This window comes from Sphingomonas sp. P3_C5 (assembly GCF_056402635.1).
In genome coordinates this window covers 105,265-128,269 of sequence record NZ_JBFUHA010000005.1, presented here as the reverse complement: position 1 = coordinate 128,269, position 23,005 = coordinate 105,265, and the positions used below count along the sequence as shown (strand labels likewise).

The following is a 23,005-nucleotide window of genomic DNA, read 5'->3' as shown; positions in this document are numbered from 1 at the left end:
TTGTCGCAATTTGTAACCTGGTACAACCAATCCGACGCCGCGGGCGAGCCAACGGCGCCGACAAGTCCTTATTCCATCTCGAGAATCACCTCGTCCACCGCGAGACTGTCACCTGGCGCGGCGTTGATGGATTTGACGATACCGGCCTTTTCGGCGCGGAGGATATTTTCCATCTTCATCGCCTCGACCACCGCCAGCGACTGGCCGGCTTCGACCTTGTCGCCGGCCGAGACATCGAGCCGCATCAGCAGGCCAGGCATCGGTGCGAGGAGGAAGCGCGAGAGATCGGGCGGGATCTTCTCGATGAGATGCGCGGCATAGGGCGCGATATGGGCTGGCAGGACCCGGGCGACATGGCTTGCTCCGTGCGTGGTGAGTTTGAAGCCGGCTCGGGTGCGGGCGATCTTCACGACAAGATCGTGATCGCCGAGCTCGGCCGCCACGACGCGGTCGCCGGGCGTATATTCGAGCGCGATCTCGAGCTCTTCCCCATCGACCTGGATGCCGTCAGTCGAGACCGAGACCTGATGCTCGGCGCCCTCGATCTTCACGCTCCATTCGGCTGGCGGGCGCAGGCGCTTGCCGAGCTGGCCGTCGATGCGGCGCGCCCGGTCCGCCTCGGCGGTAGCGGCGAAGGCGGCGATGGCGGCGAGGCTCCGCAGCAGATCGGGCGATGCCGGTGCGCCGTGGAAGCCGTCGGGATATTCCTCGGCGATGAAGCCGGTGGTCAGCGCGCCCTCGCGGAAGCGGGGGTGCTGCATGAGCGCGGAGACGAAATCGATATTGTTGCCGGGCCCTTCGATCTCGAAGGAATCGAGCGCGGCGATCTGCTGGTCGATCGCTTCGAGGCGGGTCGGCGCCCAGGTGATCAGCTTGGCGATCATCGGATCGTAGAACATCGAGACTTCGCCGCCCTCGCGCACGCCGTCGTCGACGCGGACATAGGCCTCGCCTTTCGCATCGACCGGGCCGTAAGCCGGACGCGCGTCCTCGGGAGGATTGTAGCGCACGAGGCGGCCGATCGAGGGCAGGAAGCCGCGATAGGGGTCCTCGGCATAAACCCGGTTCTCGACTGCCCAGCCAGTGAGTTTCACGTCGTCCTGCGTGAAACCGAGCGGTTCGCCTGCGGCGACTCGGATCATCAGCTCGACCAGATCGAGCCCGGTGATGCACTCAGTGACGGGATGCTCGACCTGGAGCCGCGTATTCATCTCGAGGAAGTAGAAGCCCTTGCCCGATGTGTCGGCGCCGGAGACGATCAGCTCGACGGTGCCGGCCGAATAATAGCCGACGGCGGCGGCGAGCGCGACTGCCTGCTCGCCCATATTCTTGCGCATCTCGGGCGTGACGAAGGGCGACGGCGCCTCTTCGACGACCTTCTGGTGGCGGCGCTGGATCGAACATTCGCGCTCGCCGAGATAGACGATGTTGCCGTGCTGGTCGCCCATCACCTGGATTTCGATGTGGCGCGGGCTCTCGATGAACTTCTCGATGAAGACGCGGTCGTCGCCGAAGCTGGCGAGCCCTTCGCGCTTGGTCGCTTCGAAGCCTTCGCGGACATCCTGCTCGCTGTACGCGAGGCGCATGCCCTTGCCGCCGCCGCCGGCCGAGGCCTTCATCATCACCGGATAGCCTATGTCCGAGGCGATGCGGACGGCATGTTCGGTGTCATCTATCTCGCCGAGAAAGCCGGGAACGACGTTGACGCCGGCCTGCTTGGCTAGCTTCTTGGACTCGATCTTGTCGCCCATCGCGGCGATGGCGTTCGGCGGCGGGCCGACAAAGGCGATGCCCGCTTCGGCACAGGCCTTGGCGAAGCTCTCGCGCTCGGAGAGGAAGCCATAGCCGGGATGGATGCAGTCAGCGCCGGTTTCCTTTGCGGCGAGCAGGATGAGATCGGCCTTGAGATAGCTTTCGTTGGCGGGCGCCGGGCCGAGGCGGACGGCTTCGTCGGCCATCAGCACATGCGGGCTGCGGGCGTCGGCGTCCGAATAGACCGCGACAGTGGCGATGCCCATTTTCTTGGCGGTACGCATGACACGACAGGCGATCTCGCCGCGATTCGCGACCAGGATTTTCTTGAACATCTATTTACCCGACGATTTGAAGAAAGAGACCAGAAGTAGGATCGTCAGCGCTGAGGCGAAAACGGCGAACATCACGATGTCGTCGAGCGCGAAATATTGCGCGATTGCACGACAATTGCCGCCACCCTCGTCAGGCCCGCAAAACCTTTCGGCTAACCGATAGATATCCCGGATCGCAGAGGCGAAACTACCAACGACACCAATCAACGCTACAGCGATGAGCAGAGGCCTGATCACTCGGCCGCGACCCGCATCGGCTCCTCGCCCTCCATCGGCTTGAGACCGAGTTTGGCAAACAGCGCCGCGTCGGCGCCGCCGCCGGCATTGCCGGTGGTGAGCAGCTTTTCGCCTGTGAAGATCGAATTGGCGCCGGCGAGGAAGCAGAGCGCCTGGGTCGCGTCGCTCATGCTTTCGCGGCCGGCCGACAGGCGGACCATGCTGAGCGGCATGGTGATGCGCGCGACCGCGACGGTGCGGACGAACTCGATATCATCGATCTTCGCCAGCGGCGTGTCGGCGAGCATGTCGCCGAGCACGGTGCCCTTCACCGGCACCAGCGCGTTGATCGGCACGCTTTCGGGATGCTTCGGCAAGGTCGCCAGCGCGTGGACGAAACCGACTCGGTCAGCGCGACTCTCGCCCATGCCGACGATGCCGCCGCAGCAGACATTGATGCCGGCCTCGCGCACATTCTCCAGCGTATCGAGCCGGTCCTGGAAGGTCCGGGTGGTGATGACGTCGCCATAATGTTCGGGCGAGGTATCGATATTGTGGTTGTAGTAATCGAGTCCGGCCTTGGCGAGCTGATGCGCCTGATGCGGCTCGAGCATGCCGAGCGTCATGCAGGTTTCGAGGCCCATCGCCTTGACGCCCTCGACCATCGCGACGACCGCGCCCATGTCGCGATCCTTGGGATTTCGCCAGGCGGCGCCCATGCAGAAACGCTGTGAGCCGGATGCCTTGGCCTCGGCGGCGGCGGCGAGAACGGCGTTCACTTCCATCAGCTTGTCGGCCTTGAGGCCGGAATCAGCCGAGGATGATTGCGAACAATAGCCGCAATCCTCTGGGCAGCCGCCGGTCTTGATCGACAACAGGGTGCAGAGCTGGACCTCGCCGGCGGCGTGGTGCGCGCGGTGGGTTTCGGCGGCACGAAAGACGAGCTCGGTAAAGGGGAGATCGAACAGGGCGGCGATTTCCGCGCGGGTCCAGTCGATCCTCAAAAGCCCCTCCCCTTCAGGGGAGGGGTTGGGGTGGGGCAGTGCCTCAAGCGACGTCACGAGCGAGGCAGAGTCCCCCACCCCCAACCCCTCCCCTGAAGGGGAGGGGCTTAAAGTAAGAACTGCACTCATTCCGCGGCTTCCTCGATCGGGGGCTGATTGTGGCCCAGCAATTTCAACACTTCGGTCGCGGCGCTTACCAGATTGGTGCCGGGGCCGAAAATCCCCTGTACGCCGGCGTCGCGGAGATATTGGTAATCCTGTGCCGGGATCACGCCGCCGGCGATCACCTTGATGTCGCTCCGGCCGGCATCGCGGAGATGGCCGATCAGTTCAGGGATCAGCGTCTTGTGGCCAGCCGCCAGCGATGAAGCGCCGACGACATCAACATCGGATTTGATCGCGAGATCAGCGGCTTCCCTGGGCGTCTGGAACAATGGGCCCGGCACAACCTCGAAGCCGAGATCGCCAAATGCGGACGATACGAGATTGGCGCCCCTATCGTGACCGTCCTGACCCATCTTCGCGACGAGCAGACGCGGCTTGCGACCCATGCGGTGAGTCAGCGAGCCGACGCCCTCAAGCAGGCCATTCCAACGCGCGTCGAATTCATGCGCGCCGCCGTAGATGCCCGAGACCGGCGTCGGATTGGTGCCGTAGCGCCCGAAGACATCTTCCATTGCCTGGCTGATCTCGCCGAGGGTGGCGCGCTGGCGGGCGCATTCGACCGCGAGACCGAGCACATTCTCGCTGCCCCGAGCGCCTTCGCGAAGCGCGTCGAGAGCCGCTTGGCACCTGGCCTCGTCACGTCCGGCCTTCGACTTTTGGATGCGCGCGATCTGCGATTCCCGCACCGCGACATTGTCGACGTCGAGAATGTCGATATCGTCTTCTTCAGCGAGCTTGTACTTGTTCACGCCGACGATGACGTCCTCGCCCATGTCGACCCGTGCCGCACGGCCGGCAGAGGCCTCCTCAATCATCGCCTTGGGCCAGCCCGCTGCCACGGCTTTCGCCATGCCGCCTTCAGCCTCGACGCGTTCGATGATCTCCCAAGCCTTGTCGTACAGTTCCTGGGTCAGGCTCTCGACATAGTAGGAGCCGCCGAGCGGATCGACGACGTGTGTCATCCCGGTCTCTTCCTGGATCACGATCTGCGTGTTGCGGGCGATCCGGGCGGAGAAGTCGGTCGGCAGCGCGATCGCTTCGTCGAGAGCATTGGTGTGCAGGCTCTGCGTGCCGCCGAGCATCGCGGCCATCGCTTCGATCGTGGTGCGGATGACATTGTTGTACGGATCCTGCTCAGTCAGCGACACGCCCGAAGTCTGGCAATGCGTGCGCAGCATCTTGGAGCGCTCGTCCTTCGCGCCGAGATCGGTCATCACCCGGTGCCAGAGCTTCCGCGCGGCGCGGAGTTTCGCGACTTCCATGAAGAAGTTCATGCCAATCGCGAAGAAGAAGCTGAGGCGTCCGGCGAATGCATCGAGATCGAGCCCCGAGGCCATCGCCGCCTTCGCATATTCGCGGCCATCGGCGATGGTGAAGGCGAGCTCCTGGAGCTGCGTCGCCCCGGCTTCCTGCATGTGATAGCCGGAGATCGAGATCGAGTTGAACTTCGGCATATGGCGCGAGGTGTAGCCGATGATGTCCGAGATGATCCGCATGCTCGGCTCGGGCGGGTAGATATAGGTGTTGCGAACCATGAACTCCTTCAGGATGTCGTTCTGGATCGTGCCGTCCAGAAGCTCCTGAGGAACGCCCTGCTCCTCGCCCGCGACAATGAAGAAGGCGAGGATCGGGATGACCGCGCCGTTCATCGTCATCGAGACGCTCATCTTGTCGAGCGGGATGCCGTCGAACAGGATCTTCATATCGTCGATCGTGTCGATCGCGACGCCGGCCTTGCCGACATCGCCGGTCACGCGCGGATGATCGCTGTCATAGCCGCGGTGCGTGGCGAGATCGAAGGCGACCGACAGGCCCTTTTGCCCGGCGGCCAGATTGCGGCGGTAGAATGCGTTCGAGGCTTCAGCGGTCGAAAAGCCGGCATATTGGCGGATCGTCCAGGGCCGCCCGGCATACATCGAGGCGCGCACCCCGCGCGTGAACGGCGCGAAGCCGGGCAGGCCGGGGTCGATATCGGCAACGTCAGCGGCGGTGTAGAGCGGCTTGACCTCGATCCCCTCCGGCGTGTGCCAGGTGAGATCCTTGCCCTTCACTTCCTTTGCGGCAGCGGCGGCCCAGGTTTCGATGGTCGGTTTGTCAGTCATCGCAGCTTGCCTAATTGATCATGCTCGCGAAGGATGCTGACGAGCGCCTCTGCATTTCCTTTCGCGTCGTTCAGCGGGTCATGATCGTGAACGGTCTGCCGCAGCTTCTTCCAGCCCTGAGTGTTGCCGAAATTTCGCGTCAGGCCCGCATAAAGATCGCCGATACGTCGCGCTGAAAAGCCGAAAGGGTTGCGCAAGCCTGCGACGGCAAAGCCATGATTGATCCATTGCCAGTCAAAAGCCGGGTTATCCGACCAGAAAACCACCCTGTCCGCCGCAAGCGATTCCAGCCACGCGTCAAACGAAACCATTGCTTCGGCGAGCGACTCCGTCGCCTCGGCGAGATGGCGAGCGAGCGTCATGCCGATCGAGGCATAAGCCGCGTCGACATGCGAATCCGAATAAGGATGAATTGTCGCCGACCGCCAGCCCCTCGCCAGTTCAGGCTCAGCGACGAAAGCGCCGAAGCAGATCATGCTCCCGAAACCGGGACATGGCCCCGAGGCCTCACAGTCGACGATGACATGCGCCTTCACCGCCTACGCCCCCCGGAACGCCGGCTTGCGCTTCTGCAGAAAGGCCATGCCGCCCTCCATCGAATCCGCGGAACCCCGCGCCGCGCGCTGGTTCTCGGCCTCGCGGTGCATTGCCGTCGCGTAATCCACTTCGAGCGCATGGGCGAGGCCGCGGCGCATCAGGCCGAGCGCGACGGTCGGACCCGCCGCCAGCCGCTCGGCTAGCGCGAACGCCTCGGCGTCGAGCGCGTCGTCAGCCACCACCTTGTAGATCATGCCCCATTCGAACGCCTTTGCCGCGGGAACCCGCTCGCCGAGCATCATCATCTCAGTCGCACGCGCCTTGCCGATCAGGCGCGGCAGCATCCAGCTCGCCCCGCCGTCAGGGACCAGGCCGATATTGACGAAGGCCTGGAGGAAATAGGCCGTTTCGCTGGCGAGGCAGAAATCGGCGGCAAGCGCGAGACTGCAACCGATCCCGGCCGCCGGTCCGCGCACGGCGCTGACCACCGGCACCGCCAGATCGGCAAAGGCTGCGATCGTCCGATGGAAATGGTTGGTGAGCGCCTCAAAGGTCGCCTCGCCCGGATCGTCGCTGGTGAGCGCGCCGCCTCCGACATCGGCACCCGAACAGAACGCCCGGCCCTCGCCCGCGACCAGCACTGCGCGGGCACCACCGAGATCGGCGATGGCATCGCGCAGTTCATCGAACATATGCGGCGGCGCGGCGTTGAGCCGCTCGGGCCGGTTGAGGGTAAGAACGAGTATGTCACCCCGGCGCTCGCTGCGGATCATGTCATAAGCCATCAATGCGCCTCTCGCGGTGTTTCCATCAGCTCGACCAGCGTGCCGCCCATATCCTTCGGGTGCACGAAGACGATCAGCGTGCCGTGCGCGCCGATCCGCGGTTCACCGAGAACCCTGGCGCCCTTTGCAGTGAGATCGGCGATCGCGACATGGATATCGGGCACCTCGAAACAGACATGATGCTGCCCGCCGGTCGGGTTCTTCGCGATGAACGCGGCGATCGGCGAACTCTCGTTCAGCGGCTCGATCAGCTCGATCTGAGTGTTGGGCGTATCGATGAAGCAGACCTTCACCCCCTGAGCGGGGAGATCGAACGGTGGATGCACCTTCGTCGCCCCGAGCAGGTCGCGATAGAGCGCGATTGAGGTCTCGATCGATGGAGTCGCAATACCGATATGGTTGAGGCGCCCGATGCTCATGGGTTCGGCGTCGCCGGCGGTGCGGGCTCAGGTACAGGCGCGACACCAAAGGTATAGCCGCAGGATTCGACAACCTGCTTGATCGGCGCTTCGCTCGGCGGGCCGACGAAGGTTGCGTCGAGCGGCTTTTCGGATGGATCGATCACATGGACCTTGATCGTCTTCCCGTGCGCGATTGCGACGGTGAGATTGGTCACGACTGTTGGATCCGAGATCACTGCGCCCCTGCCCGGGAAATCCCAGTTCGTGCCGAGCGGCGCGCCGCCATCGACCGTTATCGACACCGGCCGTGGCGTCGCGGCGGCAAAAGGCACGGTCGGGATGAACTGGATCGACACGACATTGTCGACGCGACGATCGCAACGGACGACCAGCCTGGCATTGCCGTCCTGCGATGTCGCCGAAACCGAACCCGCCGGCCGATTGGTGAGCGGGTCCATCTTCATGCGCGGAGTCCATGGCGGCGGCGGCGGTGCGGGCGGAGTCGCAGTGGCGGGCGCAGCAGCCTGCAGGGCCATCGTCAGGAAAAGGATCATGCGTCACCTGTCTTGAGTTGAGGTGCGAACCCTGCGCCAAAGCCGATGCGAAGCGCAAGAGATCGCTCGGTGACGCGAGCCGCGCGCCGGGCTGATGCAAATGCGCGCGTCACAGCGGGATGTTGTCGTGTTTCTTCCAAGGATTTTCGAGGCTCTTGCCACGCAGCTTGCGCAAGCCAAGCGCAATGCGCCGCCGGGTCGAATGCGGCAGGATCACCTCGTCAATGAAACCCTTGGATGCCGCTACGAACGGGTTGGCGAAACGCGCCTCATATTCAGCAGTGCGCTCGGCAATTTCGGCGGCGCTCTTGCCACGGAAGATGATTTCGACCGCGCCCTTGGCACCCATCACCGCGATCTCTGCGGTTGGCCAGGCATAGTTCAGATCGCCACGCAGATGCTTCGACGCCATGACGTCATAGGCACCGCCATAGGCTTTGCGCGTGATCACGGTGATCTTGGGCACGGTTGCCTCGGCATAGGCGAAGAGCAATTTCGCACCGTGCTTGATGATGCCGTTCAGCTCCTGCGCGGTGCCCGGCAGGAAGCCCGGGACATCGACAAAGGTGACGATCGGAATTTCGAACGCGTCGCAGAAGCGCACGAAGCGCGCGGCCTTTTTCGACGAGTTGATATCGAGGCAGCCCGCCAGCACCATCGGCTGGTTGGCGACGACGCCAACGGTGCGACCTTCGATCCGCCCGAAACCGATGATGACGTTGCCGGCATGAGTCGGCTGGACCTCGAAGAAATCGCCTTCGTCGACCGTCTTCCGGATCAGCTCGTGCATGTCATAGGGCTGGTTGGCATTGGCCGGCACCAGCGTATCGAGGCTTTCCTCGAGCCGGTCCCACGGGTCTGAACTTGGCCGTTCGGGCACCGCCTCACGGTTCGAGGCGGGAAGGAAATCCACGAAGTCGCGGGCCGCGAGCAGCGCCTCGATATCATTCTCGAAGGCCACGTCAGCGACCCCCGACTTCGTGGTATGCGTCACCGCTCCACCCAGCTCCTCCTGCGTGACAATCTCGTTTGTAACGGTTTTCACTACATCCGGGCCGGTGACGAACATGTAGGAGCTGTCCTTCACCATGAAGATGAAGTCGGTCATGGCGGGGGAATAGACGGCACCCCCTRCGCATGGCCCCATGATCAGCGAAATCTGGGGCACAACGCCTGACGCGAGAACGTTGCGCTGAAACACTTCGGCATAGCCGCCGAGCGACGCCACGCCCTCCTGGATTCGCGCGCCGCCCGAATCGGCGATGCCGATCACCGGCGCGCCGACCTTCATCGCCATGTCCATGATCTTGCAGATCTTCTGCGCATGCCGCTCCGAAAGCGAGCCGCCGAACACGGTGAAATCCTGGCTGTAGACGAACACCAGCCGCCCATTGACCGTACCCGATCCGGTGACGACGCCGTCGCCGGGGATGGTCTGGGCGGGCATGCCGAAATCGACGCAATTATGCTCGACATACATGTCGAGCTCCTCGAACGATCCCTCGTCGAGCAGGATGTTCAGCCGCTCGCGCGCGGTGAGCTTGCCGCGCGCATGCTGAGCGGCAATCCGCTTCTCGCCGCCGCCCAATCGGGCAGCTGCGCGCTTGCGTTCAAGCTCGGCGATCGTCGATGACATGCGCGCTCCCGGATAACGAATGCCCCCCTCTTTCAAGCTGCGGGGCACTTTGCAAATGTGAATTTGCGAAGTTGCGAACAGTTATTTTGCGAAGTACTGCATGATATGCGCACCCCCACGCCCCGCCTCTATGCCGGAGAACAGCTCCGTGCGATCCGCCGGTCGGCTGGACTCAACCAGGCCGCGATGGCTGCGCGGCTCGGCATTTCAGTCAGCTATCTTTCACAACTCGAAAGCGGCGACCGTCCGCTGACCCCCGCGGTGACGGCGGCATTGCGACGGCGGCACCCCGGCGCGCTGGCTGCGATCGAAAGCGCAGCACCGGCGCTGCGCCTCTCAGCCCTTGCCGATGCGCTGGCCGATCCCGTCCTGCCGCCATCTCCGGCGCCGGATGTGATCGCCCGACTGGCGGAGGAGCGGCCGGAGATCGCCGACCGCATCATCGCGCTGCACGGCGCGGTACGCACTGCCGAGGAGCGGCTGCAAATGGTCGAGGAGAGCATGGCTGCGGGCGCGTCGGGAGCCGGGGCACGCATGCCGTGGGAAGCGGTGCGCGACTGGTTCCATATCTCGGGCAATTATATCGATCCGCTCGATCGCGCCGCCGAAGCCCTGGCGGAGGAGCTTGGATCGGACGAGGCAGCCTATGTCGCGCGACTCGCTTCACTGGGCATCGCGATCCTCGCGCCAGCCGATGACAGCGCCCCCCTGCGCGCACTGAATCGCCAGCGCGGCACCCTGACGCTGGGCGGCGCATTGCCACCTGAAAGCCGCCGCTTCCTGATCGCGCATCAGCTTGCGGCGACGGTGTTCGCCGGCATGATCGAGTCGATCGTCGAGACGGCCGCGGTATCGAGCAACGAAGCGCGTAACTTGCTCCGCATCGGGCTCGCCAATTATGCAGCGGGCGCACTGACCATGCCCTATGGCCGCTTCCGCAGCGCCGCGCGAACGATGCGCCACGATATCGACCGGCTGTGCCGGCATTTCGGGGTGAGCTTCGAACAGGCCTGCCACCGGCTGTCGACGCTGCAACGCCCCGGGGCGAAGGGCATCCCCTTTTACTTCTGCCGGGTCGATATGGCCGGCAACATCACCAAGCGGCATTCGGCGACGCGGCTGCAATTCGCCCGCTTCGGCGGTGCCTGTCCCTTGTGGATCGTCCATGAGGCGGCCGCGATCCCTGATCGGATCGTCGTCCAGCATGCCGAGACGCCTGATGGCGTGCGCTATGTCTCGATGGCCAAGGGGCTGGTGAAGCCGAGCGGCAGCTTCACCCGCAGCCCGCGTCGTTATGCGGTCACGCTCGGCTGCGAGGCGGAGCACGCCGCCGATTTCGTCTATGCCGACGCGATCGATCGCAGCGCGGCGCCGATCCCTATCGGCATTTCGTGCCGGCTCTGCTCGCGCGACGATTGCGACCAGCGCGCCTTTCCGCCCGCCGACCGCGAGATCAGCGTCGATCCCGACATGCGGGGCACGGTGCCGTACCGGGTGGTGTGAGCCCCTTTCGCCAGTGCCCGCGATTTGGCACAGCATAACCATGTGCATGGATCATCTTCCCGAAGCCGAGTGGCCGCAACAGGGCCGCGAGCGGATCATCGTGCCGGCCCCCGTCGCGATCGTCGGCACGGGGCAGTCGACCGGCGAGCATGAAGCGCTGGCCAGGCTCGGGCCCGACACGGTCATGATGATGGGCGACAACCCGGCCTTGCCGCGGATGCCCCAGGCGCCGACCCTGCTCGATTTCTTCCGCCTGCGGATCACCGGCATCACCGCGCAACATCTGCTGACCGCCGCCAAGCGCGCATTGGACGAGGGGCAGGAGGAGAAGATCGTCCTTGCCTGCCTGCTCCACGACATCTCCAACGCGTGCCTGATCCGTGCCGACCATGGCTATTGGGGCGCGCAGATGATTGCGCCCTATGTCGATGAGGAAGTCGCCTGGGCGGTGCAGCAGCATCAGGCGCTGCGCTATTTCGCCGATCCCTCAGTCGGCTATGAATATCCCGAAAGCTATCATCGCTTCTTCGGCGCCGACTATGTTCCGCCCGATTATATCAGGCGCGAAGCGGAGGCTGCGCGCAAGCACCGCTGGTATATGAGCGCCCGGCTGGTGACGCTTTACGACCGCTATTTCTTCGACGACACGCCCGCGCCCGATCCGGAATTCCTGACCGATGTGATCGGCCGCAATTTCCGCCAGCCAGTCGAGGGGCTCGGCTTCGACGGCTCGCCCACCGCGCATATGTGGCGGACGATGATCTGGCCGAATAACTTCCTTTAACCCGGCACCTCGTCATCGCTCCGAAAAGGGAGTTCGACGCCGAGCCCCAGATCGGCGACTAGCCGGTCGATCGTCACGCCCGGTGTGCCGTGCGGTCGCTGCCACGGGGCGAAGGGCAGCATCAATTGCGCCAGTTTCTCGCAGATCGACAACACCGCGTCCGCTGTGAGCGGATGGTTCTCGGGATTGGCGATATGCGCCTTCAGCCAGGCGCCCAGCGATTCCTTCCGTACGCACGTCTCGCCGGTGAAGATCCGGAGGCAGACCGCGTATCCGCCTTCGATCCATGCTGCCCATTCCTCCGCCGCGCGGGCGCGCGCGACCGTGTCGACAAGGCCGTGCGGGCCAAAACAATCGGCAAAACCGAACCGCGCTTCGGGCAGGCGCTCAAGCGCTTCGATGAACTCCTCGGTGAACAGCGCGGCATTCTGCCGGGCGGCTTCTTCGAGCGAGGCACCCCGCCGCCGCGCCAGAACTGCACGCCGAAAACCCCAGACGGCTGCAGGCGCGAGCCAGCGTTCGGCTTCCGGGGGTGGCGGTTCCTCATGGCCGTCGACATGGCCCGCAAGCGCACTCCACCAGCCATATCGGCTGCTGAACGCGTAAATCGCGTCCGGACCGCATCCGGCTTCGATCAGGTCGCCCAGATCAGCGGCTGATATGCCGGCCGCGCGTGCGAGTCTGTCGAAAGGCCAGAACCACTCGGTGACATAGCGATAGTTCGGATCTTGCCGTGAGATGTCGTGCATCGCGAACCGATAGCGGTGCAGGCGACCCTATTGGTTCGAGGGTGGACGAACTATGGGAGTTGGATCAGGGAACCAGCTTCGCGATTGCCCCGCCGATCAGCCCGGCCACTGCCGATCCGATCGTGCCGAACACCAATATCATCGCCGCGACATCGCCCAGCGCGCATGACACCGCGATTCCGACCAGCGCGCAGATTCCGCCGGCGAGCGCTCCGCCGACAAGCGAATCCTTCCATCCGTTTCGCGCCATTCGGCCATAGGTCATGCCCGCAACGAGCGAGATCAGCATGCCGCCGATCGCGAACCATGCCGCGATGGCCGATTGATAATGGCCGGCGATCACCATGATCAGCTGGAGAACCAGCCCGATGTCAGTGGCTATGATCAGTGCCTTCCGATTCATTTGCTCTCTCCCCGGTTGATTATGTCTCCATCGCCTTTTTCAGCGTCACCAGCATCTGACCGTCCCCCTGCGAGAAGAAGGCATAAAGCTGGTCGAAGCCCGCACCGTTTGCGAAGCCCATGCCGGAGACGGTGACGCGGGTCCGGTTCGGCCCGAGCGACTCGAACTCGACGGTCTTCACCGTCCTGGCATAGTCGGCCTTGCCCGGACGCTGGTCAGGCGCCTGCACGTTCTGGAACACGAGAAGGCGGCCTGGAATATAGGCGATAAAGGCATTCCTGATATTCTGCGGATCGCCGATATGGCCCTTCGGATCGTAGCTGGCCTCGATCGCGCCGCCGAGGCGGAAGTCGATCGCCGAGACGGGCACCGCCCATTGCCGGTACACGGTCACATCGGTGAAGGCGGCCCACAGCTTCGATGCGGGCGCGTCGATGACGAGCGAATCCTCGTAAAATCGCGTACCGTCTCCGGCGGTGCCTTTGACCTGTTCGAATGTGGGAGCAGGCTGATCGGGCGCGGCCATGGCGGGAGCCGCCCAGAACGTCAGGGCGATCAGAGCGGGCAAGGTGTGCATGGTCATTCTCCTCATCGGGCGGCCAGAAGGCGGTCGAGATAGTCGCGCAGGCCGGCTACCGAAGCGTCGAAGGCTTCCAGCGTGCGGTGCGTGCGCGACTGCATCACGCCGCCCTCCATCACCGTCAGCACGAACTGGGCGAGCCCCTGCGTGTCGGTCCCCGCAGGAAGCCGGTCGACGGCCGCATCGAGGCACCCCTTGATCGCCGCCACCCACCCGTCAAAATTTGCGGCGAGGAGTTCGCGCACCGGGGGATCGGGCTCGTGGATTTCGAGCGCGAGGCTGCCGATCGGGCAGCCATAAGTGCAATCGGTCATCTCCAGCCCGGCACGGTAGCGGGCGAGTAGCGCGAAGATCCGTTCGATCGGGTCCTCCACGCCTTGCCATGCCGGATCGAGCAGCATTGGGCCGATGCCCTGGCGATAGCGCTCAAGCACGGCGAGCAGCAGATCCTGCTTGGTCGGGAAGGCGTGGTAAAGGCTGCCGGAATTCGCGCCCGCCTCGCGCAGGATGTCGGCGACGCTGGTCGATTGATAGCCCTTCGCCATGAACAGCATCATCGCCGTGTGGACGAGGCGCTCCGACGTGGATTGCTTTGGTTCTTGAGTGCTCACTCAAGAGATGTACGCCTAGTTGATTGACCAATCAATCAACTCTTCATTCCGTCACCCTGGACTTGTTCCGGGGTCCATCGCACCGCGCCCCTTACGCCTGTTGCGCTCGCGGAGAGATGGATGCCGGAACAAGTCCGGCATGACGGCGGAGACGGGTCGGAAGTGCCTCAAACTTTCACGATTCCGCGATCGATCAGGCTTCGTGCGGTATCGATAATCGAATCCTCCGCAGGGCGCGTCTTCCAGCCGAGGACCGCAAGGGCATAGGCGGAATCAGCCGCGCGTGTCCGGCCGAGTTCGCCGACGACCTGTTTGATGCTTCCGTCGAACATCGCCATCAGCCGGAGGACGAAATCAGGAATGACCCGCTTCGGCACCTTGCGTGCCTCAGGGCCGAGCCGGTCGCGCAGCAGTTGCCCGACCTCGCGCATCATCATGAAAGGCCCGGCGCCGATGAATCGTTCGTTCGCCATATTCGGTGCGTTGAGGGCGCGGACATGGAGATCGGCGAGATCCCGTACATCCACGACCGCGAAACCGAGGCGGGGAAAGCCCGGCATGGACCCGTCGATCAGGCGCTTCACGAATTCGATAGAGGTCGAGAAATCATCACTCAGCAAAGGTCCGAGCACCGCCGACGGGTTGATCGTACAGAACTCCATCATGCCGCCGTTCTGGGCCACCCAATCACGCGCCACGCGTTCGGCAATCGTCTTGGATTTGACATAGGCGCCAAGGCCGGGGGCGTTCACGTCAGTCCAGTCCGCCTCGGTGTAAGTTCGCTCCCCCGCGTGACCATAAGCGATCGCCGCCACAGAAGACGTCATCACGAAGCGCTTTACGCCCGCGTCCGCTGCGAATCGGAGTGCCCGAAGCGCACCTTCGCGTGCCGGCACGATCAGATCGTCCTCGTGCTTCACCGCCCCCGCTGGAAAGGGCGAGGCGACATGCGCGACGTGGCTGCACCCGGCAACGGCCTCCGCCCAGCCGCTATCGTCCATCAGGTCGGCAGCGAAGAAGCGCAGGCTCGCCTCGGGCACGCCGAGCCAGGCGCGTACCTCGGCCTCGCGCTTCAGCGAGCGGACCGTGGTGTGGATCGTCCAGCCTTCGGCTGCGAGCTGCCGGATCAGATAGCCGGCGATATAGCCGCTGCCGCCGGTGACCAGGATCGTGCCTGCCATCACGCGTCTCCCTTATTATCGCGCCAGGTTGTTGCATTGAACTGAACGTTCGCCAAGCGGGCTTGCATTCCCCGCCCTCGACCCGGCAAATGGGGGCTCAGGAGAAAAGCATGTCCGATCAGGATCTCTACCCCGTACCCTCGGAATGGGCGAAGCGCGCACGTGTCGATGCGGCGGGATATGAGAAACTCCATGGGCGTTCGCTGGCCGATCCCGGAACCTTCTGGCTCGAACAGGCGCGGCGACTCGACTGGATCAAGCGCCCCGAGATCGCGGGCGACTGGTCGTTCGACGAGAAGGATTTCCGCATCCAGTGGTTTGCCGACGGCAAGCTCAATGTCGCCGCGAACTGTCTCGATCGCCACCTCGCCAAGCGCGGCGACCAGATCGCGCTGATCTGGGAGCCCGACGAACCCGGCGAGGAACCGCGCCGCTTCACCTATCGCGAGCTCCATGCGGAGGTCTGCCGTTTCGCCAATGTGCTGAAGGGCCAGGGCGCGAAGAAGGGTGACCGAATCACCATCTACATGCCGATGATCCCCGAAGCCGCGTTTGCGATCCTCGCCTGCGCGCGCATCGGCGCGATCCATTCGGTCGTGTTCGGCGGCTTCTCGCCCGAGGCACTGGCCGGGCGAATCACCGATTGCGACAGCGCCTTTCTGATCACCGCCGATGAGGGCCGACGCGGCGGCAAGCGCATTCCGCTGAAGGCCAATGTCGATGCCGCGGCAGAGCGCGCGCCGGCGCTGAAGACGGTCATCGTCGTCAAGGCGACGAGCGGCGCGGTGACGATGCGCGAAGGCCGCGACATCTGGTATCATGAGGCGGCTGAAGATCTGCCCGCCACCTGCCCCGCCGAGCCGATGGGCGCCGAGGATCCGCTGTTCATCCTCTACACCAGCGGCTCGACCGGCCAGCCCAAGGGCGTGCTGCACACATCGGGCGGCTATCTGCTCTGGGCGAGCCTCACCCATGAGCTCGCCTTCGATTACCGTGCCGGCGACGTCTGGTGGTGCGCGGCCGATATCGGCTGGGTGACCGGGCACAGCTATATCCTGTACGGCCCGCTTGCGAACGGGGCGACGACCCTGATGTTCGAAGGCCTGCCGACATGGCCCGACGCAAGCCGCATCTGGCAGATCGTGGACCGCCACAAGGTCCATACGGTGTTCACCGCACCGACTGCGCTCCGGGCGTTGATGAAGGAGGGCGATGCGTTCGTCACCAAGACCAGCCGCGCGTCGCTGAAGCTGCTCGGCACGGTCGGCGAGCCGATCAACCCGGAGGCGTGGCGCTGGTATCATGATGTCGTCGGCGAGGGGCGCTGCCCGATCATCGACACCTGGTGGCAGACCGAAACCGGCGCCGCGATGATCGCGCCGATGCCGGGCGCGACTGACCTCAAGCCGGGCTCCGCGACCAAGCCGATGCCGGGAGTGGACCCGCAACTGGTCGATCCGGAGGGCGAGGTGCTGCAGGGCGCGACGTCCGGCAATCTCGTCATCGCGCGGAGCTGGCCGGGCCAGATGCGCACTGTGTGGGGCGACCATGATCGCTTCTTCCAGACCTATTTCACCACTTATCCCGGCAAATATTTCACTGGCGACGGCGCCCGGCGCGACGAGGATGGCTATTGGTGGATCACCGGCCGGGTCGACGATGTGATCAACGTGTCCGGCCACCGCATGGGAACCGCCGAGGTCGAATCCGCGCTGGTGCTGCATTCCAAGGTGGCGGAAGCAGCGGTTGTCGGCATGCCGCACGACATCAAGGGCCAGGGCATCTACGCCTATGTCACGCTCAACTCGGGCGAGGTTTCGTCGGACGAGCTTCGCGCGGAGCTGGTGAAATGGGTCCGCAGCGAGATCGGCCCGATTGCGGCGCCGGACAAGCTCCAGTTCGCGCCCGGCCTGCCCAAGACGCGCTCAGGCAAGATCATGCGCCGCATCCTGCGCAAGATCGCCGAGGGCGACGTGTCGAGCCTCGGCGACACCAGCACACTGGCCGATCCTGCGGTGGTGGATGATCTGGTCGCGAACCGGGTGGTTTAGGACTTTTCAAAACGCTTGACTGATATGTTAGCCATGACTTACCGTTAGTCATGGCTAACCGAGTCGCACATGCCTTCGACATGCTCGCTGATCCCACGCGCCGGGCGATACTTGAGCGCATCGGTCGCGCGCCCGCCGCTGTCGGTGAGATCGCAGCTGGCCTGCCGGTCTCGCGTCCTGCGGTTTCGCAGCATCTGAAGCTGCTGAAGGAGGCCGGGCTGGTGACCGAGACCGCATCCGGCACGCGCCGCATCTATCGTATCGATCCCCGCGGGCTTGGCGCCATGCGCGATTGGCTGGACCAGTTCTGGCAAGACGCGCTCGACAATTTTGCGGCTTATGCGGACGCGCAGGCGAAAGAGGAGAAGCAACCATGACCATCGCGCCGATCGTCAGATCCGTCTCCGTCGCGGTGCCGCCCGAGCGCGCCTTTGCGCTGTTCGCGGGCGATATCGGCCGCTGGTGGTCGCCCAATATGCATGTCGCGCCCGAGCCCTTCACGGAGATCGTGGTCGAGCCGCATGCTGGCGGCCGCTGGTTCGAGCGCGATGCGTCTGGCGCCGAATGCCAATGGGGCAGCGTGCTCGCCTGGGAACCGCCGGGGCGGTTGCTGCTTGCCTGGCAGCTCGACGCCAGCTTCACCTTCGACCCCAATCTGATCACTGAAGTCGAGGTGACCTTCGAGCCCGAAACGACCGGGAGCCGCGTCACGCTCACGCATCGCAACCTCGAGCGCTTCGGGCCCAGCACCGAGACGATGGTGGGCAAGCTCTCCGGCGGCTGGCCCGGCCTTGTCGAACGCTTCGCCACTTTTGTGCAGGAGAAGACAGCATGACCGAACAGTTCGTCCTCCATGGAATCCCCGGCAGCCCCTATGTCCGCACGCCCTTGCTGGCGCTTGAGGAAAAGGGCCTGCCCTGGCGCCTTGCCGCGATACCGATGGGCGGCAACCGCACGCCCGAATATCGCGCGATCCACCCTTTCCAGAAAGTCCCGACTCTCGATCATGGCGATTTCCGTTTGTACGAAACCCGGGCCATTTTGAATTACCTCGACCGGATTGCTCCCGAGCCGGCGCTGACCCCGGCCGATCCGAGAAAGGCCGCCCGGATGGATCAGCTGATCGGTATTACCGACAGCTATCTGGCGTCGCGGCTCAGCGGCCCACTTACCTTCCCCCGCGTGGTCGCACCCGGCTTTGGCATGCCGGTCGACGAGGAGGCGGTGGCCGCCGCGGTGGGGCCTGCCACCGAGGTGGTCGACGAGGTTGCGCGGCTGCTCGGCGACCAGCTCTTCATGGCGGGCGACGCGCTGTCGCTCGCTGACCTGATGCTGGCGCCGCATCTCGTCTTCCTGCCGCATTTCGCGGAAGGGCGGGCGATCCTGTCGCGGCATGACAATCTCGCCGCCTGGATCGAGCGAATGGACGCGCGACCGAGCATGGCTGCGACGACATGGGACCGTCTTAATGCGCTTGCTGCGCGGGAAACCGTAGCCGCCTGACGGGGTGGCTGGACAAGCGCGTGTCGAGCGGGTTGAGAGGAGCTTCCCCTCCAGCCCGCACGAGGCCCCGTGGAACTGCTTGCCCGCGCCCAATGCCTGGCCGTCCGTGGTGCCTGAAGCGGAGGCGCTCTCGCCGCTGAAGCGCTGGGCGCTATTGCTTAGTCTGTCGGCGCTGTTCGGAGGGGTGCTCGACTGGATCGGCCTGCCCGCCGGATTGCTGCTCGGGCCGATGATCGCGGCGATCCTGCTTGCTATTCGCGGGCAGGCAGTGAGCGTTCCGGCTTTGCCGTTTCAGGGTGCGCAAGCGATTGTCGGGTGCCTGGTCGCGGCCTCATTCAATGCCGGGACCGTTCACATGGTCGGCGCGCACTGGCCCGTGTTCCTTGGCACCACGGTAGCGACGCTGAGCGTGGCGGTGCTAATCGGCTGGCTGATCGCGCGGCTTGGCTGGCTGCCTGGCAGCGTCGCGATCTGGGGCTGCATGCCGGGCGGCGCGGCGGCGATGGTGCTGATGGCGCAATCCTATGGCGCTGAATGGCGGCTGGTCGCGGTGATGACCTATAGCCGTGTGGTCTGCGTCGCCGGGACGGCCTCGATCGTGGCCGCGCTGCTCGGTGCACATGGTGGAGCGCACAGCCCGACGAGTGTCTGGTTTCCGGCGATCGACCCGATCGCGTTCGGTGAGACTCTGTTGATCGCGACGATCGGCGCGTGGCTCGGGATCAGGCTCAAGCTGCCAGCGGCACCGATGATCGGCGCGCTTATCCTTGGCGCGGGGCTTAACATCGTTGGGCTCATCCACTTCGAGTTACCGGGCTGGCTGCTGGCTGTGAGCTATGCGGTGGTTGGCTGGCGGATCGGCCTGCATTTCACCCGCGATATCGTACGCGCGGCGGCGCGGGCCCTACCCCGCATCCTGCTGTCGATCGCGCTGCTGATCGGCTTTTCGGCCATGCTCGGAATGCTGCTCGCCAAGGTCGGCGGGGTCGATCCGGTCACCGCCTATCTCGCGACCAGCCCCGGCGGCATGGACTCAGTCGCGATCATCGCCGCCTCGACCAAGGTCGATGTGCCCTATGTGATGGCGCTCCAGGCACTGCGCTTCTTTGCCTGCGTCATCGCCGGGCCGGCTCTCGCGCGCTTCGCGGTCAGGCGGCGAGGCGGTGCGACCGCCTAACGCAGCAGCACCAGTTCCTCCGCCATGGTGGGATGCAGCGCGACCGTCTCGTCGAAGGCCGCTTTGGTCAGGCCCGCCTTCACCGCGACTGCGGCCGCCTGCAGGATTTCCGGCGCGTCGGGGCCAATCATGTGGAGGCCGAGAATCTTGTCCGTCTCGCTGTCACAGATCATCTTGTAGAGCGCGCGCTCGTTGCGGCCGGCGAGGACATTCTTCATCGGCCGGAAGTCCGAGGTATAGACCTTCACGGCGCCGAACTTCGTCTTGGCCTGGCTCTCGGTGAGGCCGACGCCCGCCATCGGCGGATGGCTGAACACCGCCGAGGGGACATTGGCATAATCGACCCGGGTCGGCTTGTTGCCGAACAGGGTATCCGCAAAGGCCTGGCCCTCGCGAATGGCGATCGGCGTCAGCTGGATGCGGTTGGTGACATCGCCGACAGCATAGATGCTGGGGCAGGTCGAACGGTTGTCATCATCGACCTTGATCGCGCCCTTTTCGTCGACCTCGACGCTGGCGCTTTCGAGCCCGAGCCCTTCGGTATTGGGATCGCGTCCGGTCGCGAACATCACGCAATCGACGATGATCGGCTCGTGCCCCGACATGCTGACCTTGAGGCAGCCGTCCTTCATCTTCTCGATGCCCTGGAAATCGGCGTGGAAGCGGAATTCGATCCCCTTCATCAGCGAGATCTGGAGCAGCCGATCCCGGATCGACTCGTCGTAGCCGCGCAGGATCACATCAGTGCGATTGATCAGCGTGACGTGCGCGCCCAGCTGGTGGAAGATGCCGGCGAACTCATTGGCGATATAGCCGGCGCCCGCGATCAGGATCCGCTTGGGCACGGCGTCGAGATGAAAGGCCTCGTTCGAGGTGATGCCATGTTCATGGCCGGGGCATTTCGGCACTGACGGGGTGGCACCGGTCGCGACAAGGATGGTCCTGGCGGTGACCTCCCGACCATCGCCGAGCTTGATGTTGTGCGGGCCGGTGATGGTCGCGCGCTCGAGGATGATCTCGACGCCGTTATTGGTCAGCGTGCCCGAATAGGCGGCGTTGATCCGGTCGACCTCCTCGAACACATTTTTCGTCAGGACCTTCCAGTCGAACTCGCAATCGGGGACATTCCAGCCGAAGCGCCGTGCATCGGCCAGATCCTCGGCGAAATGCGCACCATAGATCAGCAGCTTCTTTGGTACGCAGCCGCGAATGACGCAGGTGCCGCCGACCCGATATTCCTCGGCGACCGCCACCCGCGCGCCGTGCGCGGCAGCGACGCGCGAGGCACGGGTGCCGCCCGAGCCGGCGCCGATGACGAAAAGATCATAGTCGTACTCGGCCTTGGCCATCATCACTTCCTTCGTCACCCCGGACTTGTTCCGGGGTCCACTGCCCCACAATTACCGCGCATTTGCTGCACGTTGGATGCCGGAACAAGTCCGGCATGACGGCCTTTTATCAGCTGTCGCCGAATGCCCGCTTGATCAGATCCTCGGTCGAGGCGTCGAACTTTTGTCCGCCCTCACCCGCCGCCTTGGCCATTTCCTTGCCGAGCTCGACCCCGAACTGGTCGAAGGGATTGATGCCGAGCAAGGTGGCATTGACGAACACGCGGTGCTCGTAAAAGGCGATCAGGGCGCCGAGCGTGCGTGCGTCGAGATCGTCCAGCAGGATCGTCGAGCTCGGCCGATCGCCCGAATAGCTGCGCGCCGGATCCTTGTCGTTCGCGCGCCCCTTCATCAGCGCCGCACCCTGGGCAAATGCGTTGAGCAAGAGCTGGCGGTGGTGATCCTCGGCGAGCGTATCGCCAGCCTCGATCACCGCGACGAACTCGACTGGCACGAGATGCGAGCCCTGGTGGAGCAGCTGGAACACAGCATGCTGGGCATCCGTCCCCACACCGCCCCAGGTGATCGGCGCGCTTGGCCGGCCGAGCGGCTTGCCGTCGACCGTCACGCTCTTGCCGTTCGACTCCATCTCTACCTGCTGGAGATAGGAGGGCAGCAACCGCAATCTTTCGTCATAGGCAAAGGTCGCCCGCGTCTCGGCGTGGCGGACCTGAGTATAATAGAGATCGGCAAAGGCAGCGAGCGCGGGTGCGTTCTCCGACAGCGATGCGAGGCGGAAGTGCCGGTCCATCTCGGCGGCACCTTCCAGCAATTCCTCGAAACAATCCCAACCGAGCGCGAGCGCGGCCGGAAAGCCGATCGAGGACCAAAGCGAATAGCGGCCGCCGACGCTTTCCATGAAGGGCAGCACGCGGGTTTCGTCAACGCCCCATTCGATCGCCTTGTCGGGCGAGGCCGTGAGTGCGATCACCCGACCATAAGGATCCTCGACGCCAGCTTCCTCCATCCATTCGAGCGTGCTTTCGGCGTTGAGCATCGTTTCGGTTGTGGTGAAGGTCTTGGACGCGACCACAAGCAAAGTCGCCGCTGGATCGAAGCGGCTGAACGCCTCTTCGAGCGCGACGCCATCGACGTTGGAGACGATCGCTGTGTCGTAGCGCCCCGATTCACGACCGAGTGCATCGACCAGCAAGTCCGGCCCAAGCGCCGAACCGCCGATGCCGACATGAAGGACATGGCGGATCGGCCCAAGCGCATCGGCCTCGATCGCATCGATCAGCGCACGCATCCTTGCGTGAAAGGCCTGGGCGAGACTGACATCATCGGCCTTACCCTCGCCGCGCTCGGCAGTGTGGGTCGCGGCGCGGCCCTCAGTCACGTTGACGATTTCGCCTGCGAAGAGCGCCTCGCGCTTACCCGCCAGATCCTGCGCCTTGGCGAGCTTTTCAAAGGCAGTGATGGCATCCGCAGTGAGGTGGGTCTTCGACCAGTCGAAGTGCAGGCCGGCGACATCGAGGCTCAGCCTCTTCAGCCGATCGCCATCCTCGGCGAACAAGGTTTCGAGTCTGGGCGAAGGCAGGGCTTCGATCGCAGTCCAGTCGGCAGGCATGGTCACCTCATTCATCGT

At 64.4% G+C, this 23,005-nt stretch carries 23 protein-coding genes; 7 read left to right on the top strand and 16 right to left on the bottom strand.

The genetic code is table 11. From position 1 onward, the window contains the following. Positions 1 to 68: 68 nt before the first annotated feature. From AC1DVS_RS14015 to AC1DVS_RS13975, 9 genes are all read right to left on the bottom strand, one after another. On the bottom strand, positions 69 to 2,087 hold the full coding sequence (locus tag AC1DVS_RS14015) for an ATP-binding protein (protein WP_478023992.1): 2,019 nt from the start codon (positions 2,085 to 2,087) through the stop codon (positions 69 to 71). After that, on the bottom strand, positions 2,088 to 2,324 hold the full coding sequence (locus AC1DVS_RS14010) for a hypothetical protein (RefSeq protein WP_478023990.1): 237 nt from the start codon (positions 2,322 to 2,324) through the stop codon (positions 2,088 to 2,090). Continuing rightward, positions 2,321 to 3,307, bottom strand: coding sequence for a biotin synthase BioB (bioB, locus tag AC1DVS_RS14005; protein ID WP_478023988.1), 987 nt, complete (start codon positions 3,305 to 3,307; stop codon positions 2,321 to 2,323). Before bioB ends, AC1DVS_RS14010 begins: the two co-directional genes overlap by 4 nt. 125 nt (positions 3,308 to 3,432) lie before the next feature. Further along, positions 3,433 to 5,574 (bottom strand): methylmalonyl-CoA mutase, encoded by a 2,142-nt coding sequence (gene scpA, locus AC1DVS_RS14000; protein WP_478023986.1) that lies wholly within the window; start codon positions 5,572 to 5,574, stop codon positions 3,433 to 3,435. Beyond that, positions 5,571 to 5,936 (bottom strand): 3'-5' exoribonuclease domain-containing protein, encoded by a 366-nt coding sequence (locus AC1DVS_RS13995; RefSeq protein WP_478023985.1) that lies wholly within the window; start codon positions 5,934 to 5,936, stop codon positions 5,571 to 5,573. The genes scpA and AC1DVS_RS13995 overlap by 4 nt, the downstream gene beginning before the upstream one ends. 177 nt (positions 5,937 to 6,113) lie before the next feature. Next, on the bottom strand, positions 6,114 to 6,884 hold the full coding sequence (locus AC1DVS_RS13990) for an enoyl-CoA hydratase-related protein (RefSeq protein WP_478023983.1): 771 nt from the start codon (positions 6,882 to 6,884) through the stop codon (positions 6,114 to 6,116). Positions 6,885 to 6,895: 11 nt separating this feature from the next. Beyond that, positions 6,896 to 7,315, bottom strand: coding sequence for a methylmalonyl-CoA epimerase (gene mce, locus AC1DVS_RS13985; RefSeq protein ID WP_478023982.1), 420 nt, complete (start codon positions 7,313 to 7,315; stop codon positions 6,896 to 6,898). Next, on the bottom strand, positions 7,312 to 7,851 hold the full coding sequence (locus AC1DVS_RS13980) for a hypothetical protein (protein ID WP_478023980.1): 540 nt from the start codon (positions 7,849 to 7,851) through the stop codon (positions 7,312 to 7,314). Before AC1DVS_RS13980 ends, mce begins: the two co-directional genes overlap by 4 nt. 109 nt (positions 7,852 to 7,960) lie before the next feature. Beyond that, entirely contained in the window at positions 7,961 to 9,487 is a 1,527-nt protein-coding gene (locus AC1DVS_RS13975) for an acyl-CoA carboxylase subunit beta (protein ID WP_478023978.1), read from the bottom strand. A gap of 105 nt (positions 9,488 to 9,592) precedes the next feature. Between AC1DVS_RS13975 and AC1DVS_RS13970 the strand changes: the two genes are divergently transcribed. Both AC1DVS_RS13970 and AC1DVS_RS13965 read left to right on the top strand, forming a co-directional pair. Next, entirely contained in the window at positions 9,593 to 10,990 is a 1,398-nt protein-coding gene (locus tag AC1DVS_RS13970; protein WP_478023976.1) for a helix-turn-helix domain-containing protein, read from the top strand. Between the two features lie 40 nt (positions 10,991 to 11,030). Then, entirely contained in the window at positions 11,031 to 11,774 is a 744-nt protein-coding gene (locus AC1DVS_RS13965; protein ID WP_478023974.1) for an HD domain-containing protein, read from the top strand. On the opposite strand, the gene AC1DVS_RS13960 is transcribed toward AC1DVS_RS13965, so the two are convergent. The 5 genes from AC1DVS_RS13960 to AC1DVS_RS13940 all read right to left on the bottom strand — a co-directional run bounded on the left by AC1DVS_RS13960 (position 11,771) and on the right by AC1DVS_RS13940 (position 15,298). After that, positions 11,771 to 12,523, bottom strand: a complete 753-nt coding sequence (locus AC1DVS_RS13960) for a DUF6058 family natural product biosynthesis protein (RefSeq protein ID WP_478023972.1) — start codon at positions 12,521 to 12,523, stop codon at positions 11,771 to 11,773. The two genes, AC1DVS_RS13965 and AC1DVS_RS13960, sit on opposite strands and share 4 nt — an antisense overlap. A 64-nt stretch (positions 12,524 to 12,587) precedes the next feature. Further along, positions 12,588 to 12,926 (bottom strand): hypothetical protein, encoded by a 339-nt coding sequence (locus tag AC1DVS_RS13955; RefSeq protein WP_478023970.1) that lies wholly within the window; start codon positions 12,924 to 12,926, stop codon positions 12,588 to 12,590. Between the two features lie 19 nt (positions 12,927 to 12,945). After that, positions 12,946 to 13,503 carry an SRPBCC family protein gene (locus AC1DVS_RS13950; RefSeq protein ID WP_478023968.1) on the bottom strand — a complete coding sequence of 186 codons (558 nt, stop codon included), beginning with the start codon at positions 13,501 to 13,503 and terminating at the stop codon, positions 12,946 to 12,948. A gap of 11 nt (positions 13,504 to 13,514) precedes the next feature. Then, on the bottom strand, positions 13,515 to 14,117 hold the full coding sequence (locus tag AC1DVS_RS13945) for a TetR/AcrR family transcriptional regulator (protein ID WP_478023966.1): 603 nt from the start codon (positions 14,115 to 14,117) through the stop codon (positions 13,515 to 13,517). Between the two features lie 167 nt (positions 14,118 to 14,284). Beyond that, on the bottom strand, positions 14,285 to 15,298 hold the full coding sequence (locus AC1DVS_RS13940; RefSeq protein WP_478023964.1) for an SDR family oxidoreductase: 1,014 nt from the start codon (positions 15,296 to 15,298) through the stop codon (positions 14,285 to 14,287). A gap of 110 nt (positions 15,299 to 15,408) precedes the next feature. Between AC1DVS_RS13940 and acs the strand changes: the two genes are divergently transcribed. The 5 genes from acs (at position 15,409) to AC1DVS_RS13915 (ending at position 20,029) form a co-directional block, all read left to right on the top strand. After that, on the top strand, positions 15,409 to 17,349 hold the full coding sequence (acs, locus tag AC1DVS_RS13935) for an acetate--CoA ligase (RefSeq protein ID WP_478023962.1): 1,941 nt from the start codon (positions 15,409 to 15,411) through the stop codon (positions 17,347 to 17,349). 50 nt (positions 17,350 to 17,399) lie between these two features. Beyond that, the gene (locus tag AC1DVS_RS13930) at positions 17,400 to 17,726 is read left to right on the top strand and encodes an ArsR/SmtB family transcription factor (protein ID WP_478023960.1); all 327 of its coding nucleotides are present in this window, start codon (positions 17,400 to 17,402) and stop codon (positions 17,724 to 17,726) included. Continuing rightward, positions 17,723 to 18,184 (top strand): SRPBCC family protein, encoded by a 462-nt coding sequence (locus tag AC1DVS_RS13925; RefSeq protein WP_478023958.1) that lies wholly within the window; start codon positions 17,723 to 17,725, stop codon positions 18,182 to 18,184. Before AC1DVS_RS13930 ends, AC1DVS_RS13925 begins: the two co-directional genes overlap by 4 nt. Continuing rightward, complete coding sequence (locus AC1DVS_RS13920; protein WP_478023957.1) at positions 18,181 to 18,852, top strand: glutathione S-transferase family protein; 672 nt, start codon at positions 18,181 to 18,183, stop codon at positions 18,850 to 18,852. Before AC1DVS_RS13925 ends, AC1DVS_RS13920 begins: the two co-directional genes overlap by 4 nt. Positions 18,853 to 18,931: 79 nt before the next feature. Beyond that, the gene (locus tag AC1DVS_RS13915; RefSeq protein ID WP_478023955.1) at positions 18,932 to 20,029 is read left to right on the top strand and encodes an AbrB family transcriptional regulator; all 1,098 of its coding nucleotides are present in this window, start codon (positions 18,932 to 18,934) and stop codon (positions 20,027 to 20,029) included. Here AC1DVS_RS13915 and gor read toward each other — a convergent pair. Further along, on the bottom strand, positions 20,026 to 21,378 hold the full coding sequence (gene gor / locus AC1DVS_RS13910) for a glutathione-disulfide reductase (protein ID WP_478023953.1): 1,353 nt from the start codon (positions 21,376 to 21,378) through the stop codon (positions 20,026 to 20,028). The genes AC1DVS_RS13915 and gor overlap by 4 nt on opposite strands. Positions 21,379 to 21,487: 109 nt before the next feature. Further along, complete coding sequence (pgi, locus tag AC1DVS_RS13905) at positions 21,488 to 22,987, bottom strand: glucose-6-phosphate isomerase (protein ID WP_478023951.1); 1,500 nt, start codon at positions 22,985 to 22,987, stop codon at positions 21,488 to 21,490. Positions 22,988 to 23,005 lie beyond the last annotated feature (18 nt).

Excerpts from the sequence above, each read along its gene's own strand:
- AC1DVS_RS13940 (WP_478023964.1), bottom strand. The coding sequence starts at position 15,298 with ATGGCAGGCACGATCCTGGTCACCGGCGGCAGCGGCTATATCGCCGGC.
- AC1DVS_RS13955 (WP_478023970.1), bottom strand. The coding sequence starts at position 12,926 with ATGAATCGGAAGGCACTGATCATAGCCACTGACATCGGGCTGGTTCTC.
- AC1DVS_RS13960 (WP_478023972.1), bottom strand. The coding sequence starts at position 12,523 with ATGCACGACATCTCACGGCAAGATCCGAACTATCGCTATGTCACCGAG.
- AC1DVS_RS13970 (WP_478023976.1), top strand. The coding sequence starts at position 9,593 with ATGCGCACCCCCACGCCCCGCCTCTATGCCGGAGAACAGCTCCGTGCG.
- pgi (WP_478023951.1), bottom strand. The coding sequence starts at position 22,987 with ATGCCTGCCGACTGGACTGCGATCGAAGCCCTGCCTTCGCCCAGACTC.
- AC1DVS_RS13930 (WP_478023960.1), top strand. The coding sequence starts at position 17,400 with ATGGCTAACCGAGTCGCACATGCCTTCGACATGCTCGCTGATCCCACG.
- gor (WP_478023953.1), bottom strand. The coding sequence starts at position 21,378 with ATGGCCAAGGCCGAGTACGACTATGATCTTTTCGTCATCGGCGCCGGC.
- AC1DVS_RS14015 (WP_478023992.1), bottom strand. The coding sequence starts at position 2,087 with ATGTTCAAGAAAATCCTGGTCGCGAATCGCGGCGAGATCGCCTGTCGT.
- acs (WP_478023962.1), top strand. The coding sequence starts at position 15,409 with ATGTCCGATCAGGATCTCTACCCCGTACCCTCGGAATGGGCGAAGCGC.
- mce (WP_478023982.1), bottom strand. The coding sequence starts at position 7,315 with ATGAGCATCGGGCGCCTCAACCATATCGGTATTGCGACTCCATCGATC.
- AC1DVS_RS13950 (WP_478023968.1), bottom strand. The coding sequence starts at position 13,503 with ATGCACACCTTGCCCGCTCTGATCGCCCTGACGTTCTGGGCGGCTCCC.
- scpA (WP_478023986.1), bottom strand. The coding sequence starts at position 5,574 with ATGACTGACAAACCGACCATCGAAACCTGGGCCGCCGCTGCCGCAAAG.
- AC1DVS_RS13925 (WP_478023958.1), top strand. The coding sequence starts at position 17,723 with ATGACCATCGCGCCGATCGTCAGATCCGTCTCCGTCGCGGTGCCGCCC.
- AC1DVS_RS13990 (WP_478023983.1), bottom strand. The coding sequence starts at position 6,884 with ATGATCCGCAGCGAGCGCCGGGGTGACATACTCGTTCTTACCCTCAAC.
- AC1DVS_RS13920 (WP_478023957.1), top strand. The coding sequence starts at position 18,181 with ATGACCGAACAGTTCGTCCTCCATGGAATCCCCGGCAGCCCCTATGTC.
- AC1DVS_RS13995 (WP_478023985.1), bottom strand. The coding sequence starts at position 5,936 with ATGACGCTCGCTCGCCATCTCGCCGAGGCGACGGAGTCGCTCGCCGAA.
- AC1DVS_RS13965 (WP_478023974.1), top strand. The coding sequence starts at position 11,031 with ATGTGCATGGATCATCTTCCCGAAGCCGAGTGGCCGCAACAGGGCCGC.
- AC1DVS_RS13980 (WP_478023980.1), bottom strand. The coding sequence starts at position 7,851 with ATGATCCTTTTCCTGACGATGGCCCTGCAGGCTGCTGCGCCCGCCACT.